This window comes from Bacillus sp. EB106-04-04-XG123 (assembly GCF_058791855.1).
Genome location: NZ_JBYTDZ010000001.1, coordinates 514,416 through 539,382, shown reverse-complemented (window position 1 = coordinate 539,382; position 24,967 = coordinate 514,416). Strand labels below are relative to the sequence as shown.

The following is a 24,967-nucleotide window of genomic DNA, read 5'->3' as shown; positions in this document are numbered from 1 at the left end:
GGTGTGAAAGTAGATGTAGGGGTGTGAGGAGATGTTTAAGAAACTTCAAGTGAGAATAGCTGTTTTCATCTCAGTTATTTTAATTTTAACCGTCGTGGCTGTTCAAGTGGGTTCTAACTTAGTGTTAAGACCACTTATTGAACGAGATGCAAAAACCACCGCAGCAGCAACGGCAGAAAGCCTGAAAGACATTATTACAGAAAAGCTTGATAATTACGGCAATACCATTAACAAAGTGGCAACAAGTACAATGACTGAAGAATTTGCGCAAAAACAAACAAAACAAACATTAGCTTATGAAACAGATGCACTAAAAAAATTGCAGGAACAGGATAAACTCATTTCGTTTACCTATATTGGAACAATTGATGGCAAAATGCTCGGCTTCCCAGAGTTCGATCTTGGCGAAGGCTATGATCCATCTAAACAAGGCTGGTTTAAACAAGCAGCCGAAAAGCCTGATCAGGTCGTTTGGACAGATCCATATGTAGATGAAGCAACGAAAAAAGTGATTGTCTCAGCCACGAAGGCGATTGTCAAAGATGGAAAGGTCATTGGGGTCGCTGGACTTGATTTGAAGCTGTCCTCGATTCAGTCCTATATCAATGAACAAGAGATTCCTTATAAGGGGACCGCTTTCTTAGTTGATGGCACAGGCACCCTTTTGGCGCATCCAACAGAGCAAGGAAAAAATATATCAAAGGTCGCTTCTGTGAAAAAAGCGATCGACAACTCAGGTATTGATGACAGTAAAGAACTGACGGTCACATCTAAAATCAAAGAAGCCGATTGGACGGTTGGTGTCAGCTTTGAGAAAAAGCAACTGCTTTGGATTACAGAAAAAATGAATCAGACAAGCATCATTATATCCGTCATTGCCATTATTCTTGCGATGATCCTCAGCTTCTTATTGGCAAGAAGCATAACTACGCCAATCAAGCGTCTAATAGAGCACGCTCGTAAGGTGTCAGAAGGCGATTTAACAAGCACGCTTGAAACGAAGTCTCAAGATGAAATTGGTTTCCTTACGAAAAGCTTTAATCAAATGACCGAGGACATCAGGGAGTTAATTGAAAAAGTGAAAGGGGCTTCAGATCAAGTTGTGGAATCAGCGGATGAAGTGACCCAAATTTCAAATGAGACCTTGCTGTCTAGCGAACAGATTGCAACCGCGATTCAAGAGGTGGCAACAGGGGCGACTAAGCAGGCGTCGGATGCAGAAACGATTAATGAGAAATCAGAGCAATTGTATGAGAAAGTGCGCCATATGGGTGAACTCGCCACACAAATGCAAACCAACTCAAAATCATCTGAAGATGCAAGCTATAAAGGGCTTGATGCACTTGGTGTGCTCGTCCAAAAATCAACACAAGCGAGCGATGAATCGAAAAAGGTTGAGCAAATGCTGCTAGATCTTGAGCATAAAACGAAAAATATTGAAAACGTCGTGACTGCTATCTCTGAAATCTCTGATCAAACGAATTTACTTGCACTGAATGCAAGTATTGAAGCGGCGAGAGCAGGAGAAAGTGGACGAGGATTTGCTGTAGTTGCAGAAGAAGTCAGAAAGCTTGCTGAACAATCTGCGCAGTCAACAAAACACATTAGTGAAACCGTCAAACTCATTCAAGATGAATCGAAGAAAGCGGCGGAAGCGATGACAGCAGCAAGTAGAATGAATGAGGAACAAGGTGATGCCATTAATGCAACAGGTGAGGCACTCAGCAGCATCACAATGGAAATGCAGGCACTTGTCGGTTCAATCGACAGCATTCATACACAGATCAATGAAATGACAGAAGAACAGCAGAAGATGAGTGAATCCATTCAAAGTATTGCTGCTATTTCAGAAGAATCTGCTGCCTCAGCTGAGGAAGTGCATGCGTCTACAGATGAACAAGTTCAAGCGTTAGAAAGAACGAAAACCTCAACTGAAATGCTAAACGAATCAAGCCAGGCACTGCGTCAGGCGGTTGACCGATTTAAGGTGTGATTCGCGGAAAGGAACCTTGCGACGTGAGCAAGGTTCTTTTTGTATGATAAAATGAACGAGAGGAGGTGCTTACATGGATGTCAAACTAACTGGAAAAAAAGCATTGGTCGCTGCAAGCAGTCAAGGTATCGGAAAAGCGATTGCCTTTGCTCTAGCAAAAGAGGGAGCGGATGTAATGCTCTCGGGAAGACATGAACAAACGCTGAAAGAAACAGTCAACGAGCTGTCTCCATTTGCCAAAGGACAGCTGACTTATCAAGTATGTGACGTATCTGACGCCAGGCAAATTAAGGCGCTTGTTCAAGCGGCGGCTGGCGATGAGCAACGTCTAGACATTCTTGTGAACAATACAGGCGGACCTAAAACAGGAACGCTTGACACCTTAACAGATGAAGATTGGATCGAATCATTTCAGCTTCATTTACTCAGCTATATTCGGTTATTAAAAGAGGCATTACCTTATTTGAAAAAACGTGGTGCACGTGTGTTAAACATTGCGTCAATGTCAGTGAAAGAACCGATCCCAGGCTTGATGCTGTCGAATACATTTAGACCAGCTATAGCCGGCTGGACAAAAACAGTCGCTCAGGAGCTGGCAAAGGATGGTGTTTTGATCAATACGTTAGCACCCGGAAAAATTGAAACAGACCGCGTCAAACAGCTGGAAAAGCACCGCGCACAAAGAGAGAATCGAACGGTTGAAGAAATCAAAGCACAGGCTGAACAAGCGATCCCGCTTGGCCGCTATGGACAGCCAGAGGAATTTGCAGCATATGCAGCTTTTCTTTTATCTGAAGCCAATACATATATGACAGGTCAAACACTGATCATCGATGGTGGCTTGACAAAGTCTCTTTAAGGAGGAACAAGTGATGGCACAAATCAAAACAGTTGGTTTTATAGGAATCGGTGTAATGGGGCGCAGTATGGCAGGACATTTAATGGATGCAGGCTATGAAGTGATCGTTTATACAAGAACGAAAGCAAAAGCAGACGCATTGATTCAAAAAGGAGCATCATGGAAGCCGGCAGTAAAGGACATTGCAGAAAGTGCAGATGCCGTCATCACAATGGTGGGATATCCATCGGATGTAGAAGAGATCTATTTAGGTGAAGATGGGCTTGTGGCACATGCCGCGCCTGGAACATATCTCATTGATATGACGACCTCGAAGCCTCAGCTTGCAAAAGAAATTGAGTTGAAAGCGAAGGAAAGAGGTGTATTTGCATTAGATGCACCTGTATCAGGGGGAGACATAGGAGCTCAAAATGGCACGCTCGCCATTATGATCGGCGGAGAAAGGTCTGCCTATGAAGCCTGCCTGCCGGTATTTGAGCAAATGGGTGAAAACATTCAATATCAAGGACCGGCAGGAAGCGGTCAGCATACAAAAATGTGTAACCAAATTGCCATCGCAGCGGGGATGGTCGGTGTCGCAGAGGCAATGGCTTATGCCGAAAAATCAGGGCTTGATCCAAAGCAGGTGCTCAAAAGCATCACAACAGGTGCAGCAGGCAGCTGGTCATTGTCAAACCTTGCACCAAGAATGCTGAAAGGCGATTTCGAGCCAGGGTTTTATGTGAAGCATTTTATCAAGGATATGGGCATTGCACTTGAAGAAGCAGAGCTGATGGGAGAAGAAATGCCAGGGCTCTCACTTGCGAAATCACTTTATGAAAAGCTGAGTGAACAGGGCGAAGAAAACAGCGGGACACAGAGCATCTATAAATTATGGGTCAAATAAAAAACTGCCCCGCCTATGTGGATTGCAGCGTGTAAACAAGCCCTCGCATTGCTGAAAAAGTAGAAAATTAAAAACCTGTCCCAAATAAGGACAGGTTTTTTTGATATTATTTTCCGATGAATTGCTGCGTCCAGTAGTTTCCAGATTTCACATAACCAACACCGATATGTGTATAGCTTTTGTTTAAGATGTTCGCTCTGTGGCCTTCACTGTTCATCCATGCTGTCACAACTTCTTGAGGAGATCTTTGACCTTGGGCAATGTTTTCACCTGCTGATTTGTAAGTGATACCGAATTGCTTCATTTGATCAAATGGAGATCCATAAGTTGGGCTTGTATGAGAGAAATAGTTTTTATCTTTCATATCTTGAGATTTTGCGCGAGCAGATTTGCTTAATTTAGAATCCACAGAAAGTGCCTTTAAGCCTTGCTTTGCACGCTCTTTATTTGTAAGCTCAACCACTTCTTTTTCAAATGCATTTAAGCTGCTGTCTGCTTTTGATGCATTTGTGTCTTTTTGGTCAGCTTTTGTGTTGCTATTGCTGTTTGTGTTTTCTTTTGCTGGAGTGCTTGGTTTAGAAGCAGTTGGTTTTTTCACTGATTCTTGTTTTTGTTCTTGTTTTGCTTTGTTTACTTCTTTCACTACTTTTGTTCCAGTAACAGGTTGACCGCTCTTGATCAGCTTGTTTAATAGAGCTTCGATCTCTTTTTGATTTGACTTGCTTAGCTTGTTTACATCTGAAGAGATATGTAATTTTGCTGCTAATGTATGAAGATCAATGGCTTGATGCTGTACGTTTATCACTTGTTTCAGGTTAAGCTCCTTCGCATCAGCCGAATGTCCCCCAGTGAATGTGATGAGTGCAGCAGCTGTCAGCGCTGAAAAAAAGAATGATTTCTTCTTCATATTGTAACTCCTCCTAAAATCTTTGTTTTGTTTTCTCACAAAAAATCATACCATGGACTTTTTGTTATAAACGTACCAGCATCCTCCATTGACAATACCAGTTTGTCATTTTTGTTAAAGTCATAGTAAGAGCCGCTTCATATCAAAGGATGGGGCATCCTTCCATTTAAAGAAAACGACATAAACATACCAATATTTTAAAGTGTTAGTATATTTTTTTGCAGATTAGGGATTGACAGCTTTTTTTCACTCGTTTCGCTGTAACAACTATTACAAAAGTGTTACAATAATGAGTGGTAATTGTAAAAGATTGAAAAGGATGAGAGGAGCTACATAAGTGGGAGAGAAACAGCATCAAGGTGCTGCCGAGCAGAAAAAAATGAAGCGCCGGAACGCCTGGAGGATTAATCTCTTTTTCTTCGCTGTATTTAGTTTATTTGCTGGACTTGTGATCAAGCTTGGTGTGCTGCAAATCGTCAATGGTGAAGATTATAAAAAGCAAGCCAACCGAACAGAGGTCAAAACGGCATCATACCCGTCTCCAAGAGGAAAAATGTATGACGCGAGAGGAAGAGTCGTCGTTGATAACGAAAGTGTACCTGCCATCGTTTATACATCAGAAAGCGGTGTGAAAGCGAAGGATAAGATTAAGGTAGCAAGAAAGCTTGCGACTTATATAAAAATGGATACTGATTTTTTGAGAGAGCGTGACATTCGGGATTTTTGGCTGGCGAGCCATCCAAAAGAAGCGGATAAGCTCATTTCAAAAACGGAGAAAAAGGATATCGATGCAAAGGATGTCTATCCGCTTCAAGTAGAGCGTGTCCCAAAGAAAGAAGTCAAAGCGATTGAAAAGGATGCGGAGGAAAAAGCTGTTGCAGCGATCTACCGTAGATTTACAGGTGGATATGCCTTTGAGCCTCAAATCGTGAAGGCAATGGACCCAAACGAAGAGAAAAAAGGTGACGAAAAAGTTGCTTTACTCGATGAAACGAAAGAATCAAAACAGACTTCATCCGTGAGCTTGACATATGAAGAGATTTCACTTGTCTCAGAGCATCTTGATGAACTGCCAGGTGTGAACGTCATCAACGACTGGACAAGAAAATATCCGTATGAAAAGACCCTTTATAATGTACTTGGCGGTGTGACCACACCAGAGCAAGGAATCATTAAAGAGCGCGAAGATTACTATATGGCAAGAGGCTACTCGCGAAATGACCGTGTAGGGAAGAGCTATTTAGAATATCAATACGAGGATTTTCTAAACCCAGAGAAAGCGACCGTTCAATATACACAGGTTGGCGGGAAGCTGCTTGATGAGATCAAGCGGACAGAAGGACGAAGAGGACTTGATCTTGCGCTGACATTTGATATGGAGCTGCAAAAGGAAGTCGACAAAATCGTCGAATCAGAGCTTAGATCGGCCAGTGCGAGAAACTATATGATGGATCGTGCCTTTGTCGTCATGATGGATCCTCACACAGGGGATGTTCTCGCCATGTCGGGCAAGAAAATGGACGGCAGAGACGTCACAGATTATGCGATCGGAACATTTACCACCCAGTACGAAATGGGCTCTGTTGTCAAAGGAGCCACAGTACTTGGCGGTTATCAGGACGGGATGTCACACAATCAGGCCTATATGGATACACCGCTCTTTTTTGCAGGAAGTAATGGAAAGCCGAAACAGTCTTACAAAGTTCTTGGATGGGTTAACGACATTCAGGCACTCCAAAAAAGTTCCAACGTCTACATGTTCCAAGTAGCGATGAGAATGGCGGGCATCACCTATCAAAAGGATGGTCCGTTACCTGCAAGGCCTGAGCACTTACAAAAAATGAGAAACTACTATGCGCAATTCGGTCTTGGCGTAAAAACAGGGATCGACCTGCCGCAGGAATCAAGCGGGATGCAGACGCATCCTAAGACGGTCGGCGGACTTTTGCTTGATGAAGCAATTGGTCAGTATGACACGTATACACCGCTCCAAGTGGCACAATACATGTCGACAATTGCCAATGGAGGCAGCCGTATTCAGCCAAGAGTAGTGAAAAGTGTTCATCTTCCAACGAAGAAGGATGAAGTAGGCCCAGTCGTAAAAAAATATGAGCCGAAGGTGCTGAATACGATTAACAACTCGAAAGCAGATATTGACCGCGTAAAAACGGGACTGAAAATGGTCACATCAACAGGCGGAACTGCCGCTGGCCGATTTGGTCAGCATGATGTCGCGGGAAAAACGGGTACAGCGCAAACCTTCTACTATGGCGCCAACCGCAGCTGGTGGGGAAATGCCACGTACAATTTAACCTTTGGAGGATATTATCCTTCTTCTAATCCAGAGGTAGCGTTTAGTGTCGTGACACCTTATGTCTCAGATAAAGATCCTGTCATTAAAAATATCCCAAGTAAAATTGTGGATAAGTACGTTGAATTACAAAAGAAATATGAAAAACAATAAACCGCAGGGAGCACAGCAGCAGAAAGTGCTCCCTTTTTGCTGAAAATATGGACGTTTCCCTCGATGACAGAAGGAAAATACGGGTTTTCTAGCGAATCTTTTTTATACATCAATCTAAGGACAACCCTAAAAAATGAAAAGGAGGGTCGGACGACGATGGAACAACAAATGAAAGATTCGAATCAATTGTATTCGAACATCGATTTACATGCCGTTCTTTCTTCTAATGGCCGCTTTCTCTACATTTCTTCCAACTGTAAGCAGCTTTTGCTCTATGAACAAAAGGATTTACTAGGGTGTTTTTTGAAAGACTTTGTTCATACCGAAGATCAATTTCTCGTCGAAAGTTATTTTTACAATCAGCACATGCTAGAGGTTTGCCACTTTAGACTGCTAAGAAGTGATCTGACAGCTGTATGGGTCGAAGCAAGCATTGATTTTGTTGCTTGTGATGGGTTAGACAACGAAGTAAGTAGAGAAATGATCCTGAAAATGAGGGTGCTGGATACTAAGCCCCAAAAAGCAGCATTTCAAGAAGCATCAAAAGTAGCAGAACAGTCGCTAGGCAGTCTGCCGGCTTTCCAAAATGTCGGTGAAGCTGAACAATTGATTGCCATGCTGCCAAATCCGTTATGTATTACGACTTTAGGGAAAATTGTGTATGCGAATGATGCGATGCTGCAATTAATGGGGGTAAGTGCAAGAGATGACATGATCGGCAAGTCCGCGTTTGATTTTATTGCTGAAGAGTACCATGATATTGTCAGAAGCCGCATAACAAGGCTGCAGCAAGGCCTTCCAGTCGGAATGATTGAACAGATATGGAAGCGTCAGGATGGGAGCAGTATTCATATTGAGGTAAAGTCATCACCGACGATTTATCAAAATCAGCGGGCAGAGCTTTTGCTGCTAGTGGACATCTCATCCCGTAAAAAATTCCAAACTGTTCTTCAAAAAAGCCGGGAAAGGTATCAGCTGCTCATTCAAAACTCCATTGACACGATTGCGGTCATCCATGATCACAAATGGGTGTTTATGAATGAATCAGGCATTAAATTATTTGAAGCCGAGCATTACGATAAATTAATAGGAAAGGATATCTTTCATCAAATTCATTCCTGTGATCAGCAGAAGGTCAAAAAGAGTTTATCTCGTATTATTGAAAGAGCATCAGATTCCGAGATTGTCACGATGAGCTGTCATACGTTTAAGCATAAGCTGATTTATACAGAAATGGTATGTATCCCAACTACATTCTTTGGAGAAACAGCGGTTCAAATTATTTTAAGAGATATATCCGAACGTAAGCAGACAGAAGAGCTCATGCTCCGCTCAGAAAAATTATCGATCGCAGGTCAATTGGCGGCTGGCATTGCACATGAAATCAGAAACCCATTAACCGCCATCAAAGGCTTTTTACAGCTCATTAAACCGAAAACAAAAGATCGCGATCAATACTTCGAGATTGTTTTCTCTGAACTGAGCCGAATAGAAATTATTTTGAGTGAGCTGCTAATGCTGGCGAAACCGCAGCAAACGTCCTCAATGCAGACGCTTGATTTGAAAAAAATCATCAGCGAAGTTACGGCTTTGTTAGAAACACAAGCGAACTTAAATGGCATTTTAATGAACACAAGTGAGATAGAGGAAGGTCTCCTGATGAACGGGGATCAAAATCAGCTCAAGCAAGTGTTTATCAATTTAATCAAAAATGCCGTAGAATCCATGCCGGACGGAGGAAAGGTAGACATCACGGCTAAAGCAGAAAGTGATGGAATACTTGTCACCATTCGTGATGAAGGGGTCGGCATTCCAGAAGCGGTGATGAAACGGATTGGAGAGCCCTTTTTAACCACAAAGGAAAAAGGAACTGGGCTTGGCCTTATGGTCACATTTAATATTTTAGAAAATCATAATGGGACGATCCGTGTGGATAGTCAGCCTGAAAAGGGCACCGTATTTCACATCATGTTTCCTGCAAAATAAAAACAACGGCAAGAGAGCCGTTGTTTCAATCTAGCGAATGAATGGAACGTTTTTCAAGTACAAATTGTTCTAGCCGGTCAAGTCCTTCTTTCAGCGTTTCAAGTGAATAAGCATAAGACAGGCGCACATACCCTTCGCCGAGTGGAGAGAAAGCAGAGCCTGGGACGACCGCAAGTCTTGTACTTTCTAACAGCTCCATGCAAAAATCAAAGGAACTCATCCCAAACGATTCAATGGATGGAAAAATATAAAAAGCGCCAGAAGGTTTAATCACCGGAAGCCCCATAGAAATGAGCCGATCATATACATAATCGAGTCTTTTCTTATATTGCTCTCTCATGATCAGTGCATCATCCACACCATTTGTCACAGCTTCAAGTGCCGCCTTTTGTGAGACAGCCGAGGCACAAGACACGTTATATTGATGTACTTTTAATACATGTTTAGCAATTGGAGCTGAAGCAAATAAAAAGCCAATTCTCCATCCAGTCATGCTATGAGATTTAGACAGTCCATTGATGACAATGGTCTGTTCTTTTAAGAAAGAGGCAATTGAATGATGCGGCCGGTCAAATGTCAGCTCACTGTAAATTTCATCGGATAAAATAAAGATGTCTTTTCCTTCAAGGAGCTGGGCAATTTCTTTCAATTCTTCTTCTGAAAGCGTGACACCAGTCGGGTTTGAAGGGTAAGGAAGAACCACACACTTTGTCTTTTCCGTTAACGCATCCTCAATCAGCTTGGCATTCAATTTAAAGCCGGCATTCGTTGTGTCGATATGTACAGGTACTGCACCGCACATTCGAATGATCGGTTCATATCCGGGGTATACAGGTCCAGATAAAATGACCTCGTCGCCTTCTGTTAAAATGGTTCGAAACGCAGCATCAATTGCTTGACTTGCACCTGTTGTCACAATGATTTCTGACTCTGCATCATAATCAAGATTCACTTTCTTCTTGATATAATGCTGGATCGCTTGTCTTAGCTCTAAGAAACCAGCATTGTGAGTGTATGAGGTGAAATTCTCGTCAATGGCTGCTTTGGCAGCTGTTTTGACATGATGCGGCGTATAAAAATCGGGCTGGCCTATCGTCAATGAAACGACATCCTCATATGACGATACGAGATTTGAAAATGTTCGAATGCCTGAAATTTCAATATCCTTTACTCTTGGATTCAGCAAATGCTCCATTTCTCATCACCTTAAAAATTTATGTTTTTATCCTATTTTACCATTCACTGCATAAATGTCATCTGCGAAAGGCACTGGATATCGTTATATGTAGTCTATTCTCCTATCCATCACCGCATGAGTGATATATTAAAGAAAGAGCAACATTTATTATAGCGTAACCTCAAGAGAAAATACAGGCTGTGATGAGAATGATTAGAAAACGGCAAAACTGCGTAAACTGAAAGAACGTGAGAATCAGGGTCATGGGAATGGCTTTCATAGACATACGATCTCCTAAAGGAGGACGATAGATGAAACAATCAGCGAAGACATCGAAAATCGCGTTTCTATCCGTGCTGAGCAACACATTTGTTGTCATCTTAAAAATCATTGTGGGTCTCTTAACCGGATCTGTTGCGGTTTTATCAGAAGCCATTCATTCGTTTCTCGATTTAATGGCGTCGTTTATTGCATTTATTTCTGTTCGTATTTCAAGAAAGCCAGCAGATTCTAAACATCCTTATGGACATGGAAAAGTCGAAAATATTTCTGGAACGATTGAGACCCTGCTCATTTTCGTTGCTGGCATTTGGATTATATACGAATGTGTTCACAAATTAATGCATCCAGAGCCAGTTAAGCTACCCGTGCTTGGCATTGTGGTCATGTTGCTAGGCGCGCTCATCAATTTTGTTGTATCGAGGATTGTGAACAAAGAGGCTGAGCGAGTACATTCAGTCGCCATGAAATCAAATGCATTGCACCTTTTAACGGATGTGTATACGTCACTAGGGGTGGCATTCAGTTTATTGCTTGTAGCATTAACCGACTGGTATTTCCTAGATCCGATCATTGGAATGATTCTGGCCCTCTTTATTATGCGTGAAGCGTTTAAACTCATGAAGGAAGCCTTCCCGCCGCTTGTTGATGCTCGTTTAACACCAGAGGAAGAACAATCAATTGAAGCGATCATTCAAGGATTCAGTCAAGAATTCATTGAATATCATGACTTTCGAACAAGGCGGTCTGGTGCAGAGGAATATATTGATTTTCATTTGATCGTAGATGGAAAGACAGCCATTGAAGATGTTCACCAATTATGTGATCGAATTGAAGAGAAGATTCAGCTGGAATTTCCGCATGCGCAAATCTTTATTCATGTGGAACCTGAAAGTGAAAGAAGTTTACAAACGTAAAAAAGGCGATCAACCTATTCTCAGGTTGTATCGCCTTTTTTTACGCTTCATCTATGAAATGAAATCAATATCCATAAGCAGTATCGTAGTCTTCGTACCAAGAGATATAAGCTGTGTCATCGTTTGACAAACCATGCTTCATATCTAAATAATCAGCTTCGCAAATATCTTCAATAACAGTCATTTCGTTGTTCTTTAATAATACGACAGTTCCCATCATGAACACCTTTCTTTAAAAAATCCTTGACTATTGTACCATTTGAAGAATCATTGTCAACAGAAGAATGGAAACATGACGAAAATATCACAAAATGTTAAAAAATCAGGAGGTAAAAGAACTAGAAGTGCCATCATTTTCACAAATTTTCAGTATTTATGCACATAAATCATTTAGATCAAACTGATCTAAAATGTATGTAAAAGTGTAAAGCTGCATTGATCTTGCTATATTCATAGGATATAATAACGAATGATTATAAGAAATTTATAGAAAACATACATAATAAAGGAGAAATAGGATGGAAACCAACATAACAGAACCACACATTCAAGAAAAGAAGCATCCTGAGCTAGCAGGCGTAGGCTATCGTTTTCTTGCACATCTTTTGGACGGTATCATTATCGGAGTACCAATTGCTTTTATCATGTTTATTTTGGCGTCAGTCTTTTTTGTCTCAAGCCCAGGTGCAGCTCTGATGATGGATGACGACAGTTATTACTATTCTTCAACCGTCATAACGGATGAGGAATGGGAAGCTATTATGGGACTGATCATTTTCTATATAGGGGCAATCTTGATGGGGACCGTGGTCACATGGCTTTATTACGCCATCATGGAATCATCAAAATTACAAGGAACACTCGGGAAGATGGCTCTTGGCATCAAAGTAACAAAAGTCACAGGCGAAAAGGTCACATTCGGGCGTGCAACTGGCCGCTTCTTTGCAAAAGGCTTTTTGTCTCCGATCTTATATATTGGCTATATCATTGCCTTTTTCACAGAGAAAAAACAAGCACTTCACGATTTGATTGCAAGTACAATTGTTGTGAAGAGATAATGAAAAAAGCACCTCTGCTATATGGGGACTGACCCCATAAAGTGAGACAAATAAAAAACACCTTCAAGTTTGAAAACGGATCGTTGTAATCCGAAATAAAACATGGAGGTGTTTTTTCTATGGGGACAAGAATCAGTTATCCGGTTGAAGTCAAACAGAAGGCTGTAGACATGAGATTGGCAGGCGTATCTATGAAAGAGGTCATGCAGGAATTGAATATGAAGAATAAGACGCAGGTTCAGACATGGGTGAAGTGGCATAAGGCTGGGGATACACACCGGTTCGAACATCCTGTTGGAAAACAATATACTTATGGAAAGGATCCCGAGTACTCTTCCGAATTAGAGAGACTGCAGGCAGAAAATCGCTATCTGAGTCAACAGAATGAAGTTTTAAAAAAGTACAATGAATTGGAAAGGAAGTTGATAAGGAAACGTCAATCAAACTAGTAGAAAAATTGTGCAAAATGATGACAGTACAGGACATTTGTGTCCATTTAGACAACTCATGCGCTTCGTACTATAGATGGAAAAAAATCTGACAAAATCATTCTAAAAAACAAGTAGAGGAACAAATCGGCATGTTGTGCGAGAGCACAAGTATCGATATGGATAACTAAACAACCAATTACCGATCAACTCTCGGCAATTGGCTTTATAAAGGTGTTTTGATCCCTGTCTCAAAAACGGGGGTCAGTCCCCCACTGGAGCCTGCTTTTTTATTTATTGTTGCTTAACAGTAATTTTTAAGGTATTTTTACAGTATATGCTAAATCAACAAACATAATATTTACGCCTACATCAACTTTCTTATATTTGTTTTTAACTGCCCATGCAACAGCACCAGAAGTTCCAGCAGTAATAGCCGCAGCGGCTCCAGCACCCCATGGTCCAGCAGCAGCAATTCGACTTGTGTACCAACCGATATATCCGGCTGCAAATCCACCTGCTACTATGGCATTCATGCTTCTAACTTTCGGTCCTAATTTGAGGTGTAAACCTACAAAACCTAATGTCTGCATGTCACCTTTTTTCTCATTCTCTTCAAAGCTAAATTCTTCTGATTTCATTGAAGTCATTAGTAGACTGTCGTGTTCTGAAATTCCCATTTCCATAAGGGTTTCTTTATCAGCTGTAAAATGAATTTTTCCATCCTTATCTAATTCGAAGTAATTAGATAGTTTCTCTGCTAATTCCAATTGTTTTTTATCTTTACTGACTGGATGGGTCTCATTATTACCTTGACTGGCATAACTAATCGTTGGAGAAGAGAAACCAAATGTAATAGTAAGCACACATAACACTACTAGAAATTTTTTAAACATACGTACCACTCCTATTTGTTTTTGGGGTAACGCATACATGATATTTCCTTCTATTGGGGTGGAATACTTAGAGGTTAAGGAGAGTAATAAAATGTATTTATTCTTATTCACTTTGATTTACTGTGTAATCACACATATTTTTAATTTGTCCTATGAGATTTCTTTTGGGGTGTATTTTATTGGTCTAGGTTTGATCAAAGGACTTTCCAGTGGGGAAATTAAAGACATCTTTAATTTCAAAAAGACAAGGGATGTGTTGAAAGAAAACAGATTTATAGATTCTTTGATGGAATTGTTTTCTTTGGTAATAGTGTTTATTAATGTATACATAATTGATTATGAACCATTCTCTCCCTTTGAGTTTGTTTATACTTTTTTCTTGATTGTAGTTCTGTACAGGTTCCTATTTTGGGGGATCATAAGAGAGTCTAAAAAATGGTTGCATAAAGAGTCATAAGAGACATGGACTTATAAAAATCACTCACTTTCTTTGATATATTCCCATGCTACCATTTATTTCTTTTTAATTGGTAATATAATGGAAAATTTATTTTTCAGTTGCGGTGTCCGCAATATAGGTTCTTTTAAATGATGCCTAAAATTTGATGGCGAGATACCGTCGAAAATTCAAAAGTGATTGCGAGATGCTGAAAATTTTCAAAATTGGAACGAGTATGGATATATTGCAAATTATGCTAGTATTTAACATAAAAAGGGATGTTGAAAGGGGAGAGTTCTTGTATGAAATTTAATGCCTTACTGCTTTCAATCGTTTGTGCTAGTTTATTAATCGTTAGTGTGTCTTCTTTTGTCACCCAGCAAGATTCAAATGTGTCAGTTGCTTCAAGAAAGGCTACATGATGATATGTCTTATTCGATTTGGTACACCTTTTTGGGTCTGTCTTTTTGTTAAATTGAAATGATACAAATGCGCTTTTACTCTAAGGATAACAACATAAAATAAAAAGAAACAGGTCTAGCTGGGACCGACCCCATAAAGTGAGATAAATAAAAAACACCTTCAAGTTTGAAAAGGGATCGTTGTAATCCGAAATAAAACGTGGAGGTGTTTTTTCTATGGGGACAAGAATCAGTTATCCGGTTGAAGTGGCATAAGGCTGGGGATACACACCGGTTCGAACATTCTGTTGGAAAATAATATACCTATGGAAAGGGCCCCGAGTACTCTTCTGAATTAGAGAGACTACAGGCAGATTGCTATCTGAGTCAACAGAATGAAGTTTTAAAAAAGTACAACGAATTGTAACAACATTCGTATTCAAACGAAACTAAACCACCAATCCAATCACCGATCAACTCTCGGCAATTGGCTGTATAAAGGTGTTTTGATCCCTGTCTCAAAAACGAGGGTCAGTCCCGTGTTTTTTTTCATAGATCGCTTGTATGGAAGAGGGAAACAGCACATAAAATAGAATGATAGTGAAAAATGAGTCAGGGAAGGGAGACAATCGATTGAGAACAGGAAAAAAGACCGCACAGAAAAAAGGGACAGGCTTCGGGCTGTTTTTGACAGCACCTGTGCTGGCCTGGGCTTTGTATGATTTTGCAAATACGATCTTTTCATCAAATATGATCACCATTTTCTTCCCGTTTTACTTGCAGGAAACGATCGGGGACAGTGCGAGAATGGACCAGATCGCAAGTACCTTTATTTCTTATGCAAACGCATTAGCCAGCTTTTTTCTCGTCATTTTTACACCTTTATACGGAGTGCTGATTGATCGTACAGGAAAAAAGAAACGCTACATTACGGTGTTTACGTTCATATGTATTGCTTGTACGGTGTTGATGGGGATTTTTGCTGGGATTGATTTCTCAAGTGAATGGTTTGGGCTGCCTGTTTCTTTATTGGTCGTGGTTACCTTGTTTGTGATCGCAAAGTTTTTCTATCATTCTAGTCTTGTTTTCTATGACACCATTTTGCCCGATCTTGGGACAAAGGATGAAATCCCGCTTATTTCTGGATTTGGTATCGCCGTTGGCTATTTAGGAACACTTGTGGGTCTCTCTGTTTATTTACTTGTCGGCAATGACCAGTTTCATGAAGCATTTATCCCAACAGCCCTTTTATTCCTTCTCTTTTTCCTACCTTTTCTCTTTTTTGTAAAAGATCCTCATCCGCTGCCTCAGCAAGAGAAAAAGGCATCTTTTTTCAGCGGGTATAAAGAGATTGTTCACACGTTTAAAGAGATGAAAAGGTACAAGCCAGCTTTTATTTTTATGATCGCCTTCTTTTTTATGAATGATGCCTTACAAACAGCAATTGCGATGATGGCTGTTTATGCCAAAATCATTATTGGCTTTACAGCTGGGCAATTTATTTTACTCTATCTTGTGTCGACCATTTCAAGTATCATTGGCTCCTTTCTGTTTGGTTATATCACAAAAGCGATAGGGGCAAAACGCTCGATTACCGTCGTGTATGTCATTTTAATTGTGGCGCTCATTCTAGCTGTGACAGCGGCAACCGAATGGGTCTTCTGGGTAGCTGGCAGTTTATTTGGGATTTCACTTGGCGCAAGCTGGGGGGCATCACGAATCTTGATTATTGGACTGACCCCGAAGGAAAAACGAGGACAGTTTTTTGGCCTCTTTGCCTTCTCAGGAAAGGTGTCTTCCATTATTGGGCCCATTATTTATGGCTCAGTTACCCTGCTGTTTGCAGACTACGGAAATCTCGCAAGCCGCCTTGCACTAGGGTCTTTGCTCATCCTTGCAGCGATAGGACTTGTGATTCATCAATTCGTTCGAGAGAAAGCGTAAAGAAACGTCAACTTTTTACCTATGCTGCCGATATAAAAAGTACAATCTAATATTGAAGAATAGAGGGATTTCCGTGGCTTTAAATAAACAAGAAATTTTACTTGACTCTGGTACCAATGAATTGGAAATTGTGAAGTTTGAAATTGGTGCAAATCAATTCGGCATTAACGTCATGAAAGTAAGAGAAATCATTCAGCCAGTTGAGGTGACGGTTGTACCGCACTCTCACCAAGATGTAGAAGGGATGATTAGTTTACGAGGCGAGATTTTACCAGTCATCAATCTATTTTCCTTTTTTAATGTCGAGTCAGATCAGTCGGAACAAGAGAAATATATTGTGACTGAATTCAACCAACGGAAATTTGTGTTCCATACAGGAACAGTATCACAAATTCACCGCGTCAGCTGGGAAGAGATTGAGAAGCCGACTGCACTGAATCAAGGGATGGACCGTCATTTAACGGGCATCATTAAGCTTGATGAAAAAATGATTTTCCTTCCAGATTACGAAAAAATCATTTATGATATTGAATCCGCTTCAGGTGTTGATACGTATCATATGTTTGACGGTGAGAAAGACGAGAGAAGAACAGGGAAGAAGCTGTATGTCGTTGAAGATTCTCCGCTTCTCATGCGTTTATTAACAAATGAATTAACCGAAGCAGGCTATAAAAACATTGTGACCTTTGAAGATGGCAAACAGGCATATGATCATGTCATGGATCTTGTCAGCAAAGGAATCAGTGTGACAGAAGAAATTGATATGATTATTACGGATATTGAAATGCCTAAAATGGATGGCCACCGGCTAACAAAATTGCTCAAGGACAATCCTTTAACAAATTCCATCCCGATTCTTATCTTCTCTTCATTAATCACTGAAGATTTGCGTCATAAAGGGGAAACGATCGGTGCAGATGATCAAATCAGTAAACCAGAAATTCATCAGCTGATTGAAAAAGTCGATCATTTTATTATCTAAACAAAAAACCACTCGGTATGAGTGGTTTTTTTCTGTTTAAAAATAACTTTCCCCGAGTCGTTTGAAGACGGGCTTTGTGTAATGTGATTTTTGTTTTGTGGCGGCAGGTTTTTCTTTTAAACCGACATACGTTTGAAGTATTTGCTTTGCTCGGTTTAATGACATATTCGCTTTCGGATTGCGATATGATTGATTTAAATTTCCTAAGTGTGGCAAAAATTCGAAGTCTTCTTTCGTTGGTGGCAGGTGAAAATAATAATCTCCAATTTCAATCAGCACGTCGGACTGTTGTTGACTATACTTGGGATTGTTAGAGAAATGTAGGCCCACTTTTCTTCCTTTACCTTCTTGCAATAGTTTTTGCAGCGCGCGTTTTTTCAAAAGATAAAGAAACTTGGGGTTTGGTGCGGTTTTAGCATGGCGGTTAACAGTATAAATGGCTTTTGCGATGTTTTCTGCTGTAGGTTCTATGTCTTTAGTATGAGCATAATCGTCCATTTTTTCTCTCCTTTGTCTTTCGTCTTCCTGTGCTTAGTATAAATTATACGTTTTTATTAGTAAATTGCAAATAGAGATATTGTAAAAAGAAAACCTTTGGTATAAAGGGATTATGGAGGGTTAAAAATTTTGTGTGTTCGAATCCCCCAATCTCCCCCAAAAAAACTTCAACTGATTCTATTTCTGTTGATTATATAGTATGTATATAAGCTATTAATGAAAGGAGGTAATATCATGACATTCAAAAAAGCATTCAATATAGGTTATCTTGTGTTGCTTTTATCTTTTGTTGTCGTATATTTCTTGCTTCCAGCCGATCAATTATTTACAGCAATTATGATCCTCACCGTACTATTCGGAGTATATCAATTTGTGATTTTTAAGAAACTAAAAGAACAAAAACAGCAATAAAAAACGCCCTTGTCTGCATTAGGCGAGGGCGATTGAAATGTAGCCATTCTCATCGTTTGTATTTACAAAAGCCATTTAAGACGCCTTCTGCATTATTTTTCTTCTATCCATTTTATCTGGAGAGAATCCAGCTGTTTTAATTTTCTATATGCTAAAGGTGTCGTATTTTTTATTCTTTTAAACAAATTGATAAAATAACTTGTGCTGTTAAAGCCTACTTGGTAGGCGATTTCTGTAATATTGAAATCCGTTTCTTGGAGCAGGACGAGGCTTTGCTGAATTCTATATTCATTTACATAATGCATGGGTGATTTCTTTAAAATGTCTTTGAAGGATCTGCAGCATTCTGAGCGACTTAACTGTCCTGCACGAGCAATATCTTCGAGAAGGATCTTTTCATAATAATGCTGGTGAATCCAATTCAGCATAAGTTTCATCCGTTCATTTTTATCGTGTTTACGCGCATCATGTTTCATTTGGAAGCCGTTTTGTAATAAGCATTTCCAAATGGTGATAAGCTGAATATTGAGTTCAAGTTCATAATATACCGGAGTTGCATCAATTAATTGTTGAATGGTTTGAATACATTGATAGATCTGCTTTGGCCAGTGATCTTTTCGGTTGAATAAAATATAAGGTGACTGGCTCGCACGCATATATGGATGGACAAATGTGGTGAATAATTCATTCGCTGTGATGAAATAGGGAGAGACATTTAAACAAACATAAGTACATGCCGTCCCATTCGCATCTTTTGCCATGTGCAGGCAGCCACTATTGATGAAAATGCCATCTCCTTGCTTTAAACATAATGTCTCTTCATTGATATGAAATTCAGCTTCACCCTCTAAAATAAAGACAAATTGAAACTCGTCATGCCAGTGAAGAGGGATGTAGCCGCTTCTATGATGACGAATTTTCGTATGATAAATAGCAATAGGCCATGTTGTCGTAGAATGCTCCGTTAATTCTTTCAGGTTGTAGTCAATCAGAAAATGATGGTTGTGCATAATTCTCCTCAATATTCTTTTATTTTTATGTTCAATTGATATATCAATATGTAACAAAGTGAACTACTATCAACTATATTATCATGATTTGTTGAGAATTGAGGAGAATGAAAATGAATAGGAGAAAGGGAATTTTACTTGTACTCATAGGCGCCATCTGCTGGGGAGTAGGAGGAACAATTTCACAAAAATTGTTCCAGCAATATCGGATTGATGTCAATTGGCTTGTGACGGTTCGGTTGCTCATTTCAGGAGGATTGCTTTTATTTGTTCATGTGATGACAAAAGAAAAAACACATCTGTTCGGTGTGTGGCAAAAGAAGAGGACAGCGATGCAAGTCCTTCTATTTGGGCTAATGGGTATGCTGGCTGTTCAATATACTTATATGGCATCCATTCAACATGGAAATGCTGCTGTGGCAACGCTGCTGCAGTATACAGCCCCTGTCATGATTATCGTGTATTTGGTCATTCGCAGGCAATCAACCTTCACTAGAAGAGATTTGGTCACAGTGGTATTGGCTTTAGCGGGTATGTTTTTCTTATTGACGAATGGTTCTATTTCAACATTAACCGTTCCATTTGTGGCAGTGATTTGGGGAATACTATCGGCTGTGTCGCTCTCGTTTTATACGTTATATCCGATCAGCCTGTTAAAACAATTCGACTCTCTAGTGGTTGTCGGCTGGGCGATGCTTATAGGAGGAGGCGCCCTTAGCTTGATCCATCCTCCATGGAAGGTCAATCTCACTCATTTACCTTTTGAAGCGTATGTCTATTTATTGTTTGTGGTCATATTTGGAACGATGATCGCTTTTTGGTTTTACATAGAAAGTTTGCAATACTTATCACCAAAAGAGTCGAGCTTAATTGGAAGTGTTGAGCCCCTTGCAGCAGTCGTCACGACTGTTTTCTGGTTAAAAGAGCCATTCGGACTTTTCCAATGGATAGGGACAGCTTGTATTGTCTATATGATTTTATTCTTGGCATTGTATCAGCCGAAAAAATGAGCGGGGTGGGCGATGAACAATAGAAGGAATGATAAGAAGAATTGACTGAATGAAATATAAACAAAGTGAACTATTAGTTCATGATAACTACCTATTTATCAAAATGGGTAGTTTCTCAAATGATATTTTTTTATATATGCAGTCCACCATATGCGCGTATATGTGATGCATACAGGATAAATTATTTTGTATGAATAGAATAAGCGCAATAAAAACAACCATTAAAGTCAGTTTCATTCGTCATTTGTTTGGCTTCATCCATGGCGCTTTCGCCATTCATGTGCAGGCCAATCAACGTACGGCTTGCAGCATCGCCTAAAAATGCACAATCTTCTGTATGTACAACAAACTGTCCCTGTTCATTTTTAGTATGAATAAAATAGTAACTTTTTAGCATTTCTTTCACCTCCAACCTGACTATCCTACTATAAAACGTTTAAAGATGTAAAGGAATTTAATTGTGAAAAACAAGAAAAAATGGATCAATAAAGCAAGCCTTCAAGCAGATTCTCTCAACAGAGGAAATGCATGAAGGACGTTTCATCCATGAAAAAAGGACTTTCCTGAAAAGAAAGTCCTTTTTGCTATTTACTTATTGAACTCCCTGCCCCTTTAGTTCACGCTGCACGTCTAAGTCGTCAGCTTCTCTGCTGAACTTTGGCAGTGTAATGAAGTAAAAAAGGAAGACAAGTAAAATAATAAAGCCCATTCCGTAATAAATATAAGAAACATTTGTGATGAGTTTTGGAAATAATACAGCAATCAGACCTAATGTCATCGATTGAGCAAACATAGTGAGCGGGTCAACCCATCCTGACACACGACCCATCAGTCGAGGATGGACGATTCTAGGCAGCCAGCCTCCAATGACAATGTTGACTGGGCCGATGCATGTACCAATGACAAATGAGGTGACATAAAACAACCATAATGTATGGGTAGAACCAAGGACAAAAATCAAAATACCTGCGACCAAAATTGGAATCGACATGAGATATTGCATCTTTACCTTTTTAGCGAGGACAGAGCCCATTAAGCTTCCAACGAGCAAGCCTGCACCGATCGCAATGGTAAAGAAGGATGTATGCAGTTCAAAATGGTCTGGTGAAAGTCCATATTTCATTGTAAACATCGGCAGAACGGCAAATGCGCCATTGACTAGACCGAAAACAAAAAAGCCAAAAATTAAAGAAGCCAATAATTTATTTTTTAAAATATATAGGATGCCTTCTTTAAAATCTTTCAGAGACGTTTTGATGGTCATGCCTCTCCAGCCAGCTTGTCCATTTGGCTGACGCGCTTCAATTGGAATGTTACATGAACGAATCAGGATGCCTGAAATAATAAAGCTGACCAAATCAATTGTAATGGCACCGTGAAGTCCAATCGTCTTATACATAATGGCACCTAGCCCAACGCCAAATACCATAAATAAACTAAACAGCATTTGATTTAAGCCAGCGGCTTTTGCATATTGATCTTTATTTAAAATCGCCTGAACGAGAGAAGCTTCAGCTGGATAGAAGAACTTCGTAATAGCACTTCGAATAAACAAGATCAAGAAAATAAGTGGCAGTGAATTAAAATAAATAACAATGAATAATACAATCGTCAGCCCAGCTCGTATCCAATCACAGTTCTCTGCGACTTTTTTACGATCAAAACGGTCTGCGACCACACCTACCATAAAAAAGACAAAGATGGTAGGAAGAGAATACATAAGTTCAGCCAATGTGGCGTATGCGGGCTGATGACTAAAATGGTCGAGCAAATAAAAGGCAAACGCCATATTGCCTACTGTTGTCCCCATTTGCGAAGCAAGTGCCGCAAAAAAGAGACGAACAAAATTTCTGTTTTTAAAAATATCCATAAATACGCTCCTTAACCTGAAGATCCCACTTTATATCATATAAAATTTTAACCATTCGTACAATTGATTTCATCTACTGGCTAATGGTCACAGGTGTTCCGTTTGGAACGAGTGAAGCAAGCTCGATGACATTCTGATTATACATGCGAATGCATCCTCTAGAAACAGCTTTACCAATTGAAGACGGGTTATTCGTACCGTGAATGCCGTAATGAATTTTTGAAAGGCTCAGCCAATAAGCGCCAAAGGGACCTCCTGGGTTTGGCTGTCTGTTGACAATATAATAAGAACCTGTCGGTGTCATATTTAAAATTTTCCCTGTTGCAATCGGATACGAACGAATAAGCTGTGATCCAGAAAACAAAACGAGACGTTTCGTTGAAATCGAAACAAAGATGCGGTATGGGATCGTATTAGGATCTGGCAAACCAGGTATGATGATGACCTCATTTTGTTCAGGCTCGCGAGCTTGAAGTGACGGATTTGCAGTCTTTAAGGCATCTGTTGTTGTTCGAAAATCAAGCGCTATAGAAGCAAGAGTTTCTCCTCTTTTCACCGTATATCGCAGCACCAAAGTACACTCCTTTTACTCAAATAAAAGAAGCCATGATGCCGTCACTTGACATACTATATGGACGGAATCAGGCCCAGTAAGGTTTCTCCTAACATTTGTCATGAGAAAGAACTTTGATTATACATATGCAGGAGAGGGCGGTTTGGCTTCTATTTATACACGAGATGTAAAGGTAAAAAAGGTTAACTCCGGCTTGGCTAAAAACCGAAGCGGGAGACGTGTTGTCCCAAGTCCACGGTTGACATAGATGCGTTGCTGATCGCTTTCGTATAAACCTTCTACATATGTACGGCCGTAAGGTGCTGTGAGAATCGGTCCATAGAAAGGCAGCTGCACTTGACCGCCATGCGTATGCCCGGAAAGCTGCAAGTTAATAGGTGTTGTTTTCAGCTCTAATGCTGCATCAGGCTCATGGACGAGCAGCAACGTAAATAAATCAGATGTTACTTCCCGTTTGATCAAATCGTAATCAGGCACGCTCATCATAAGATCATCCAGTGCAGCAATCTGAATATGTGCATGATCTTTTTCTAATAGAAACACATCATTTTTACATAATGTAAATCCACAAGCCTCCATTGTTTTCTCATAAAGCTCCACGCCAAATGGTCCGTAGTCATGATTTCCGTAGATGGCGAGTTTACCGAACGGAGCATGAAGCTTATTCAAATAAGCCTTCGCTTTTTCATGCTCTTGGGTGGATGCTTGAAAATCAACGAGATCACCTGTGAACACAATGAGATCTGGAGATGCAGCATTGATTCTCTGAACGATGGCTTCTAGGTCCTTCGCAGGAAATGTATCACTCAAATGAACGTCACTAAATTGGGCTATTTTAAACTGGTCAAATGAAGCTGGAAGCTGAGCATCTTGAATGATTAGTGACACGGTATCGATCATGCGCGGCTCAATGTACCTGGCATATCCATATCCACAACTTGTAGCCAAAAAACCGAGAATACTCGCACCAGCTGCTCCTTTTAAAAATTGTCTGCGGGAAAGCTGCTTCATATAAGACTCCTTTATAAATAAAATTAAGTATAGCATCAAATTTGGATAATCTCCCATATGGTGCACCGAGGGTCAATCATGATATGATAGACAATAATGAATGAATAGTCATTCAAATCATACAAAGGGGGAGAACAAATGACGAAGCAAACAGTGATTGTCACAGGGGGATCAAGCGGTATGGGGAAGGCAATGGCTGCCCATTTGGCAGCTGAAGGCTGGAATGTTGTGATTACTGGTAGAACGGAAGAGACGCTGGAAAAGACGGCAAAAGAAATGAAGCGGAAGGGCGGAGCAGTCGCTTACTTCCAAATGGATGTGCGAAACCCAGAGGATGCTGACCAAATGGTCAAGTTTGCGGTGGATACATTTGGTGATGTCGATGCCCTCATTAACAACGCAGCAGGAAATTTTTTAGTGCCAGCAGAAAAGCTGTCTCCTAACGGCTGGAAAGCTGTAATTGATATTGTGTTAAATGGTACATTCTTTTGCAGCCATGCAGTGGGCAATTACTGGATTCGGCAAAAGAAAAGGGGAAGTATCCTTAACATGGTGGCCACCTATGCATGGGGTGCTGGTGTAGGCGTGGCGCATTCGGCGGCAGCAAAGGCTGGCGTGTTGTCCCTGACTCGAACGCTTGCTGTTGAATGGGGGAGGCAATATCGAATTCGCGTCAATGCCATCGCACCAGGCCCAATCGAGAGAACAGGCGGAGCAGATAAACTATGGGAATCTGAAGAAGCAGCGCAAAGAACATTAGATAGCGTTCCTCTTGGCAGACTGGGCACACCTGAGGAAATTGCAGCGCTTGCGAGCTTTTTATTATCGGAGCATGCGTCTTATATAAATGGAGATTGTATTACGATGGATGGGGGACAATGGCTCAACCAATCACCATTTTGATTGACGATGTAAGACCTGCTTTTGATGTGGTATAATCACACAAAGAGAGAAGCAGGTGATGAAA

At 40.4% G+C, this 24,967-nt stretch carries 22 protein-coding genes and 3 pseudogenes; 15 read left to right on the top strand and 10 right to left on the bottom strand.

The window, feature by feature from the left end:
* Positions 1 to 31 precede the first annotated feature (31 nt).
* The 4 genes and pseudogenes from AC3WTB_RS02735 to AC3WTB_RS02720 all read left to right on the top strand — a co-directional run.
* Positions 32 to 1,054: pseudogene (locus AC3WTB_RS02735) on the top strand (cache domain-containing protein); the annotation flags it as partial.
* A complete protein-coding gene (locus AC3WTB_RS02730; protein ID WP_369880170.1) occupies positions 1,046 to 1,993 on the top strand; it encodes a methyl-accepting chemotaxis protein in 948 nt (315 codons plus the stop codon). The pseudogene AC3WTB_RS02735 and the gene AC3WTB_RS02730, both read left to right, overlap by 9 nt.
* Positions 1,994 to 2,066: 73 nt before the next feature.
* Positions 2,067 to 2,852 (top strand): SDR family oxidoreductase, encoded by a 786-nt coding sequence (locus tag AC3WTB_RS02725; protein WP_059376947.1) that lies wholly within the window; start codon positions 2,067 to 2,069, stop codon positions 2,850 to 2,852.
* Between the two features lie 13 nt (positions 2,853 to 2,865).
* The gene (locus tag AC3WTB_RS02720) at positions 2,866 to 3,738 is read left to right on the top strand and encodes an NAD(P)-dependent oxidoreductase (RefSeq protein WP_144490627.1); all 873 of its coding nucleotides are present in this window, start codon (positions 2,866 to 2,868) and stop codon (positions 3,736 to 3,738) included.
* Between the two features lie 106 nt (positions 3,739 to 3,844).
* Here AC3WTB_RS02720 and AC3WTB_RS02715 read toward each other — a convergent pair whose 3' ends face one another.
* Positions 3,845 to 4,645, bottom strand: a complete 801-nt coding sequence (locus AC3WTB_RS02715; RefSeq protein WP_039178119.1) for a CAP domain-containing protein — start codon at positions 4,643 to 4,645, stop codon at positions 3,845 to 3,847.
* 337 nt (positions 4,646 to 4,982) lie between these two features.
* On the opposite strand from AC3WTB_RS02715, the gene AC3WTB_RS02710 reads away from it, so the two are divergent.
* Both AC3WTB_RS02710 and AC3WTB_RS02705 read left to right on the top strand, forming a co-directional pair.
* On the top strand, positions 4,983 to 7,109 hold the full coding sequence (locus tag AC3WTB_RS02710; protein WP_126681757.1) for a peptidoglycan D,D-transpeptidase FtsI family protein: 2,127 nt from the start codon (positions 4,983 to 4,985) through the stop codon (positions 7,107 to 7,109).
* A gap of 156 nt (positions 7,110 to 7,265) precedes the next feature.
* Entirely contained in the window at positions 7,266 to 9,095 is a 1,830-nt protein-coding gene (locus tag AC3WTB_RS02705) for a PAS domain-containing sensor histidine kinase (RefSeq protein WP_059376958.1), read from the top strand.
* A 25-nt stretch (positions 9,096 to 9,120) separates the two neighbouring features.
* Here the strand turns inward: AC3WTB_RS02705 and AC3WTB_RS02700 are convergent, their stop codons facing one another.
* Entirely contained in the window at positions 9,121 to 10,290 is a 1,170-nt protein-coding gene (locus AC3WTB_RS02700) for an aminotransferase A (RefSeq protein WP_492333269.1), read from the bottom strand.
* A gap of 293 nt (positions 10,291 to 10,583) precedes the next feature.
* Between AC3WTB_RS02700 and AC3WTB_RS02695 the strand changes: the two genes are divergently transcribed.
* Positions 10,584 to 11,468 carry a cation diffusion facilitator family transporter gene (locus tag AC3WTB_RS02695; protein WP_492333268.1) on the top strand — a complete coding sequence of 295 codons (885 nt, stop codon included), beginning with the start codon at positions 10,584 to 10,586 and terminating at the stop codon, positions 11,466 to 11,468.
* A 64-nt stretch (positions 11,469 to 11,532) separates the two neighbouring features.
* On the opposite strand, the gene AC3WTB_RS02690 is transcribed toward AC3WTB_RS02695, so the two are convergent.
* Positions 11,533 to 11,685 (bottom strand): hypothetical protein, encoded by a 153-nt coding sequence (locus AC3WTB_RS02690; protein WP_180272403.1) that lies wholly within the window; start codon positions 11,683 to 11,685, stop codon positions 11,533 to 11,535.
* A gap of 301 nt (positions 11,686 to 11,986) precedes the next feature.
* Here AC3WTB_RS02690 and AC3WTB_RS02685 point away from each other — a divergent pair, with 301 nt between their 5' ends.
* Together AC3WTB_RS02685 and AC3WTB_RS02680 are read left to right on the top strand one after the other, a co-directional pair.
* Positions 11,987 to 12,526, top strand: a complete 540-nt coding sequence (locus tag AC3WTB_RS02685) for an RDD family protein (RefSeq protein WP_268474445.1) — start codon at positions 11,987 to 11,989, stop codon at positions 12,524 to 12,526.
* 119 nt (positions 12,527 to 12,645) lie between these two features.
* Positions 12,646 to 13,138, top strand: a pseudogene (locus tag AC3WTB_RS02680) (IS3 family transposase); the annotation flags it as partial.
* A gap of 133 nt (positions 13,139 to 13,271) precedes the next feature.
* On the opposite strand, the gene AC3WTB_RS02675 reads toward AC3WTB_RS02680, so the two are convergent.
* A complete protein-coding gene (locus AC3WTB_RS02675) occupies positions 13,272 to 13,850 on the bottom strand; it encodes a hypothetical protein (protein WP_410559513.1) in 579 nt (192 codons plus the stop codon).
* 1,102 nt (positions 13,851 to 14,952) lie between these two features.
* Between AC3WTB_RS02675 and AC3WTB_RS02670 the strand changes: the two are divergent.
* The 3 genes and pseudogenes from AC3WTB_RS02670 to AC3WTB_RS02660 form a co-directional block, all read left to right on the top strand.
* Positions 14,953 to 15,114, top strand: a pseudogene (locus AC3WTB_RS02670) (IS3 family transposase); the annotation flags it as partial.
* Between the two features lie 209 nt (positions 15,115 to 15,323).
* Positions 15,324 to 16,634 carry an MFS transporter gene (locus AC3WTB_RS02665; protein ID WP_492333267.1) on the top strand — a complete coding sequence of 437 codons (1,311 nt, stop codon included), beginning with the start codon at positions 15,324 to 15,326 and terminating at the stop codon, positions 16,632 to 16,634.
* Positions 16,635 to 16,707: 73 nt separating this feature from the next.
* Complete coding sequence (locus tag AC3WTB_RS02660) at positions 16,708 to 17,616, top strand: chemotaxis protein (protein WP_024424709.1); 909 nt, start codon at positions 16,708 to 16,710, stop codon at positions 17,614 to 17,616.
* Between the two features lie 36 nt (positions 17,617 to 17,652).
* Here the strand turns inward: AC3WTB_RS02660 and AC3WTB_RS02655 are convergent, their stop codons facing one another.
* Complete coding sequence (locus AC3WTB_RS02655; RefSeq protein ID WP_008356877.1) at positions 17,653 to 18,114, bottom strand: YkyB family protein; 462 nt, start codon at positions 18,112 to 18,114, stop codon at positions 17,653 to 17,655.
* Positions 18,115 to 18,348: 234 nt separating this feature from the next.
* Here AC3WTB_RS02655 and AC3WTB_RS02650 point away from each other — a divergent pair, with 234 nt between their 5' ends.
* The gene (locus AC3WTB_RS02650; RefSeq protein ID WP_180272404.1) at positions 18,349 to 18,525 is read left to right on the top strand and encodes a hypothetical protein; all 177 of its coding nucleotides are present in this window, start codon (positions 18,349 to 18,351) and stop codon (positions 18,523 to 18,525) included.
* 92 nt (positions 18,526 to 18,617) lie between these two features.
* Here the strand turns inward: AC3WTB_RS02650 and AC3WTB_RS02645 are convergent, their stop codons facing one another.
* Entirely contained in the window at positions 18,618 to 19,535 is a 918-nt protein-coding gene (locus AC3WTB_RS02645) for an AraC family transcriptional regulator (RefSeq protein WP_492333266.1), read from the bottom strand.
* A gap of 113 nt (positions 19,536 to 19,648) precedes the next feature.
* On the opposite strand from AC3WTB_RS02645, the gene AC3WTB_RS02640 reads away from it, so the two are divergent.
* Positions 19,649 to 20,545: a DMT family transporter gene (locus AC3WTB_RS02640; RefSeq protein WP_492333265.1), complete on the top strand. Its 897-nt coding sequence runs from the start codon at positions 19,649 to 19,651 to the stop codon at positions 20,543 to 20,545.
* 181 nt (positions 20,546 to 20,726) lie between these two features.
* Here AC3WTB_RS02640 and AC3WTB_RS02635 read toward each other — a convergent pair whose 3' ends face one another.
* The 4 genes from AC3WTB_RS02635 to AC3WTB_RS02620 form a co-directional block, all read right to left on the bottom strand.
* A complete protein-coding gene (locus AC3WTB_RS02635) occupies positions 20,727 to 20,942 on the bottom strand; it encodes a hypothetical protein (RefSeq protein WP_039178134.1) in 216 nt (71 codons plus the stop codon).
* A gap of 195 nt (positions 20,943 to 21,137) precedes the next feature.
* Positions 21,138 to 22,415, bottom strand: coding sequence for an MFS transporter (locus AC3WTB_RS02630; RefSeq protein WP_369879558.1), 1,278 nt, complete (start codon positions 22,413 to 22,415; stop codon positions 21,138 to 21,140).
* A gap of 73 nt (positions 22,416 to 22,488) precedes the next feature.
* Positions 22,489 to 22,986 (bottom strand): L,D-transpeptidase family protein, encoded by a 498-nt coding sequence (locus AC3WTB_RS02625; protein ID WP_268474441.1) that lies wholly within the window; start codon positions 22,984 to 22,986, stop codon positions 22,489 to 22,491.
* Positions 22,987 to 23,142: 156 nt separating this feature from the next.
* Positions 23,143 to 24,000 carry a metallophosphoesterase gene (locus AC3WTB_RS02620; RefSeq protein WP_492333264.1) on the bottom strand — a complete coding sequence of 286 codons (858 nt, stop codon included), beginning with the start codon at positions 23,998 to 24,000 and terminating at the stop codon, positions 23,143 to 23,145.
* Between the two features lie 138 nt (positions 24,001 to 24,138).
* Between AC3WTB_RS02620 and fadH the strand changes: the two genes are divergently transcribed.
* Positions 24,139 to 24,903 carry a 2,4-dienoyl-CoA reductase gene (gene fadH / locus AC3WTB_RS02615; protein ID WP_492030858.1) on the top strand — a complete coding sequence of 255 codons (765 nt, stop codon included), beginning with the start codon at positions 24,139 to 24,141 and terminating at the stop codon, positions 24,901 to 24,903.
* The last annotated feature ends 64 nt before the right edge of the window (positions 24,904 to 24,967 follow it).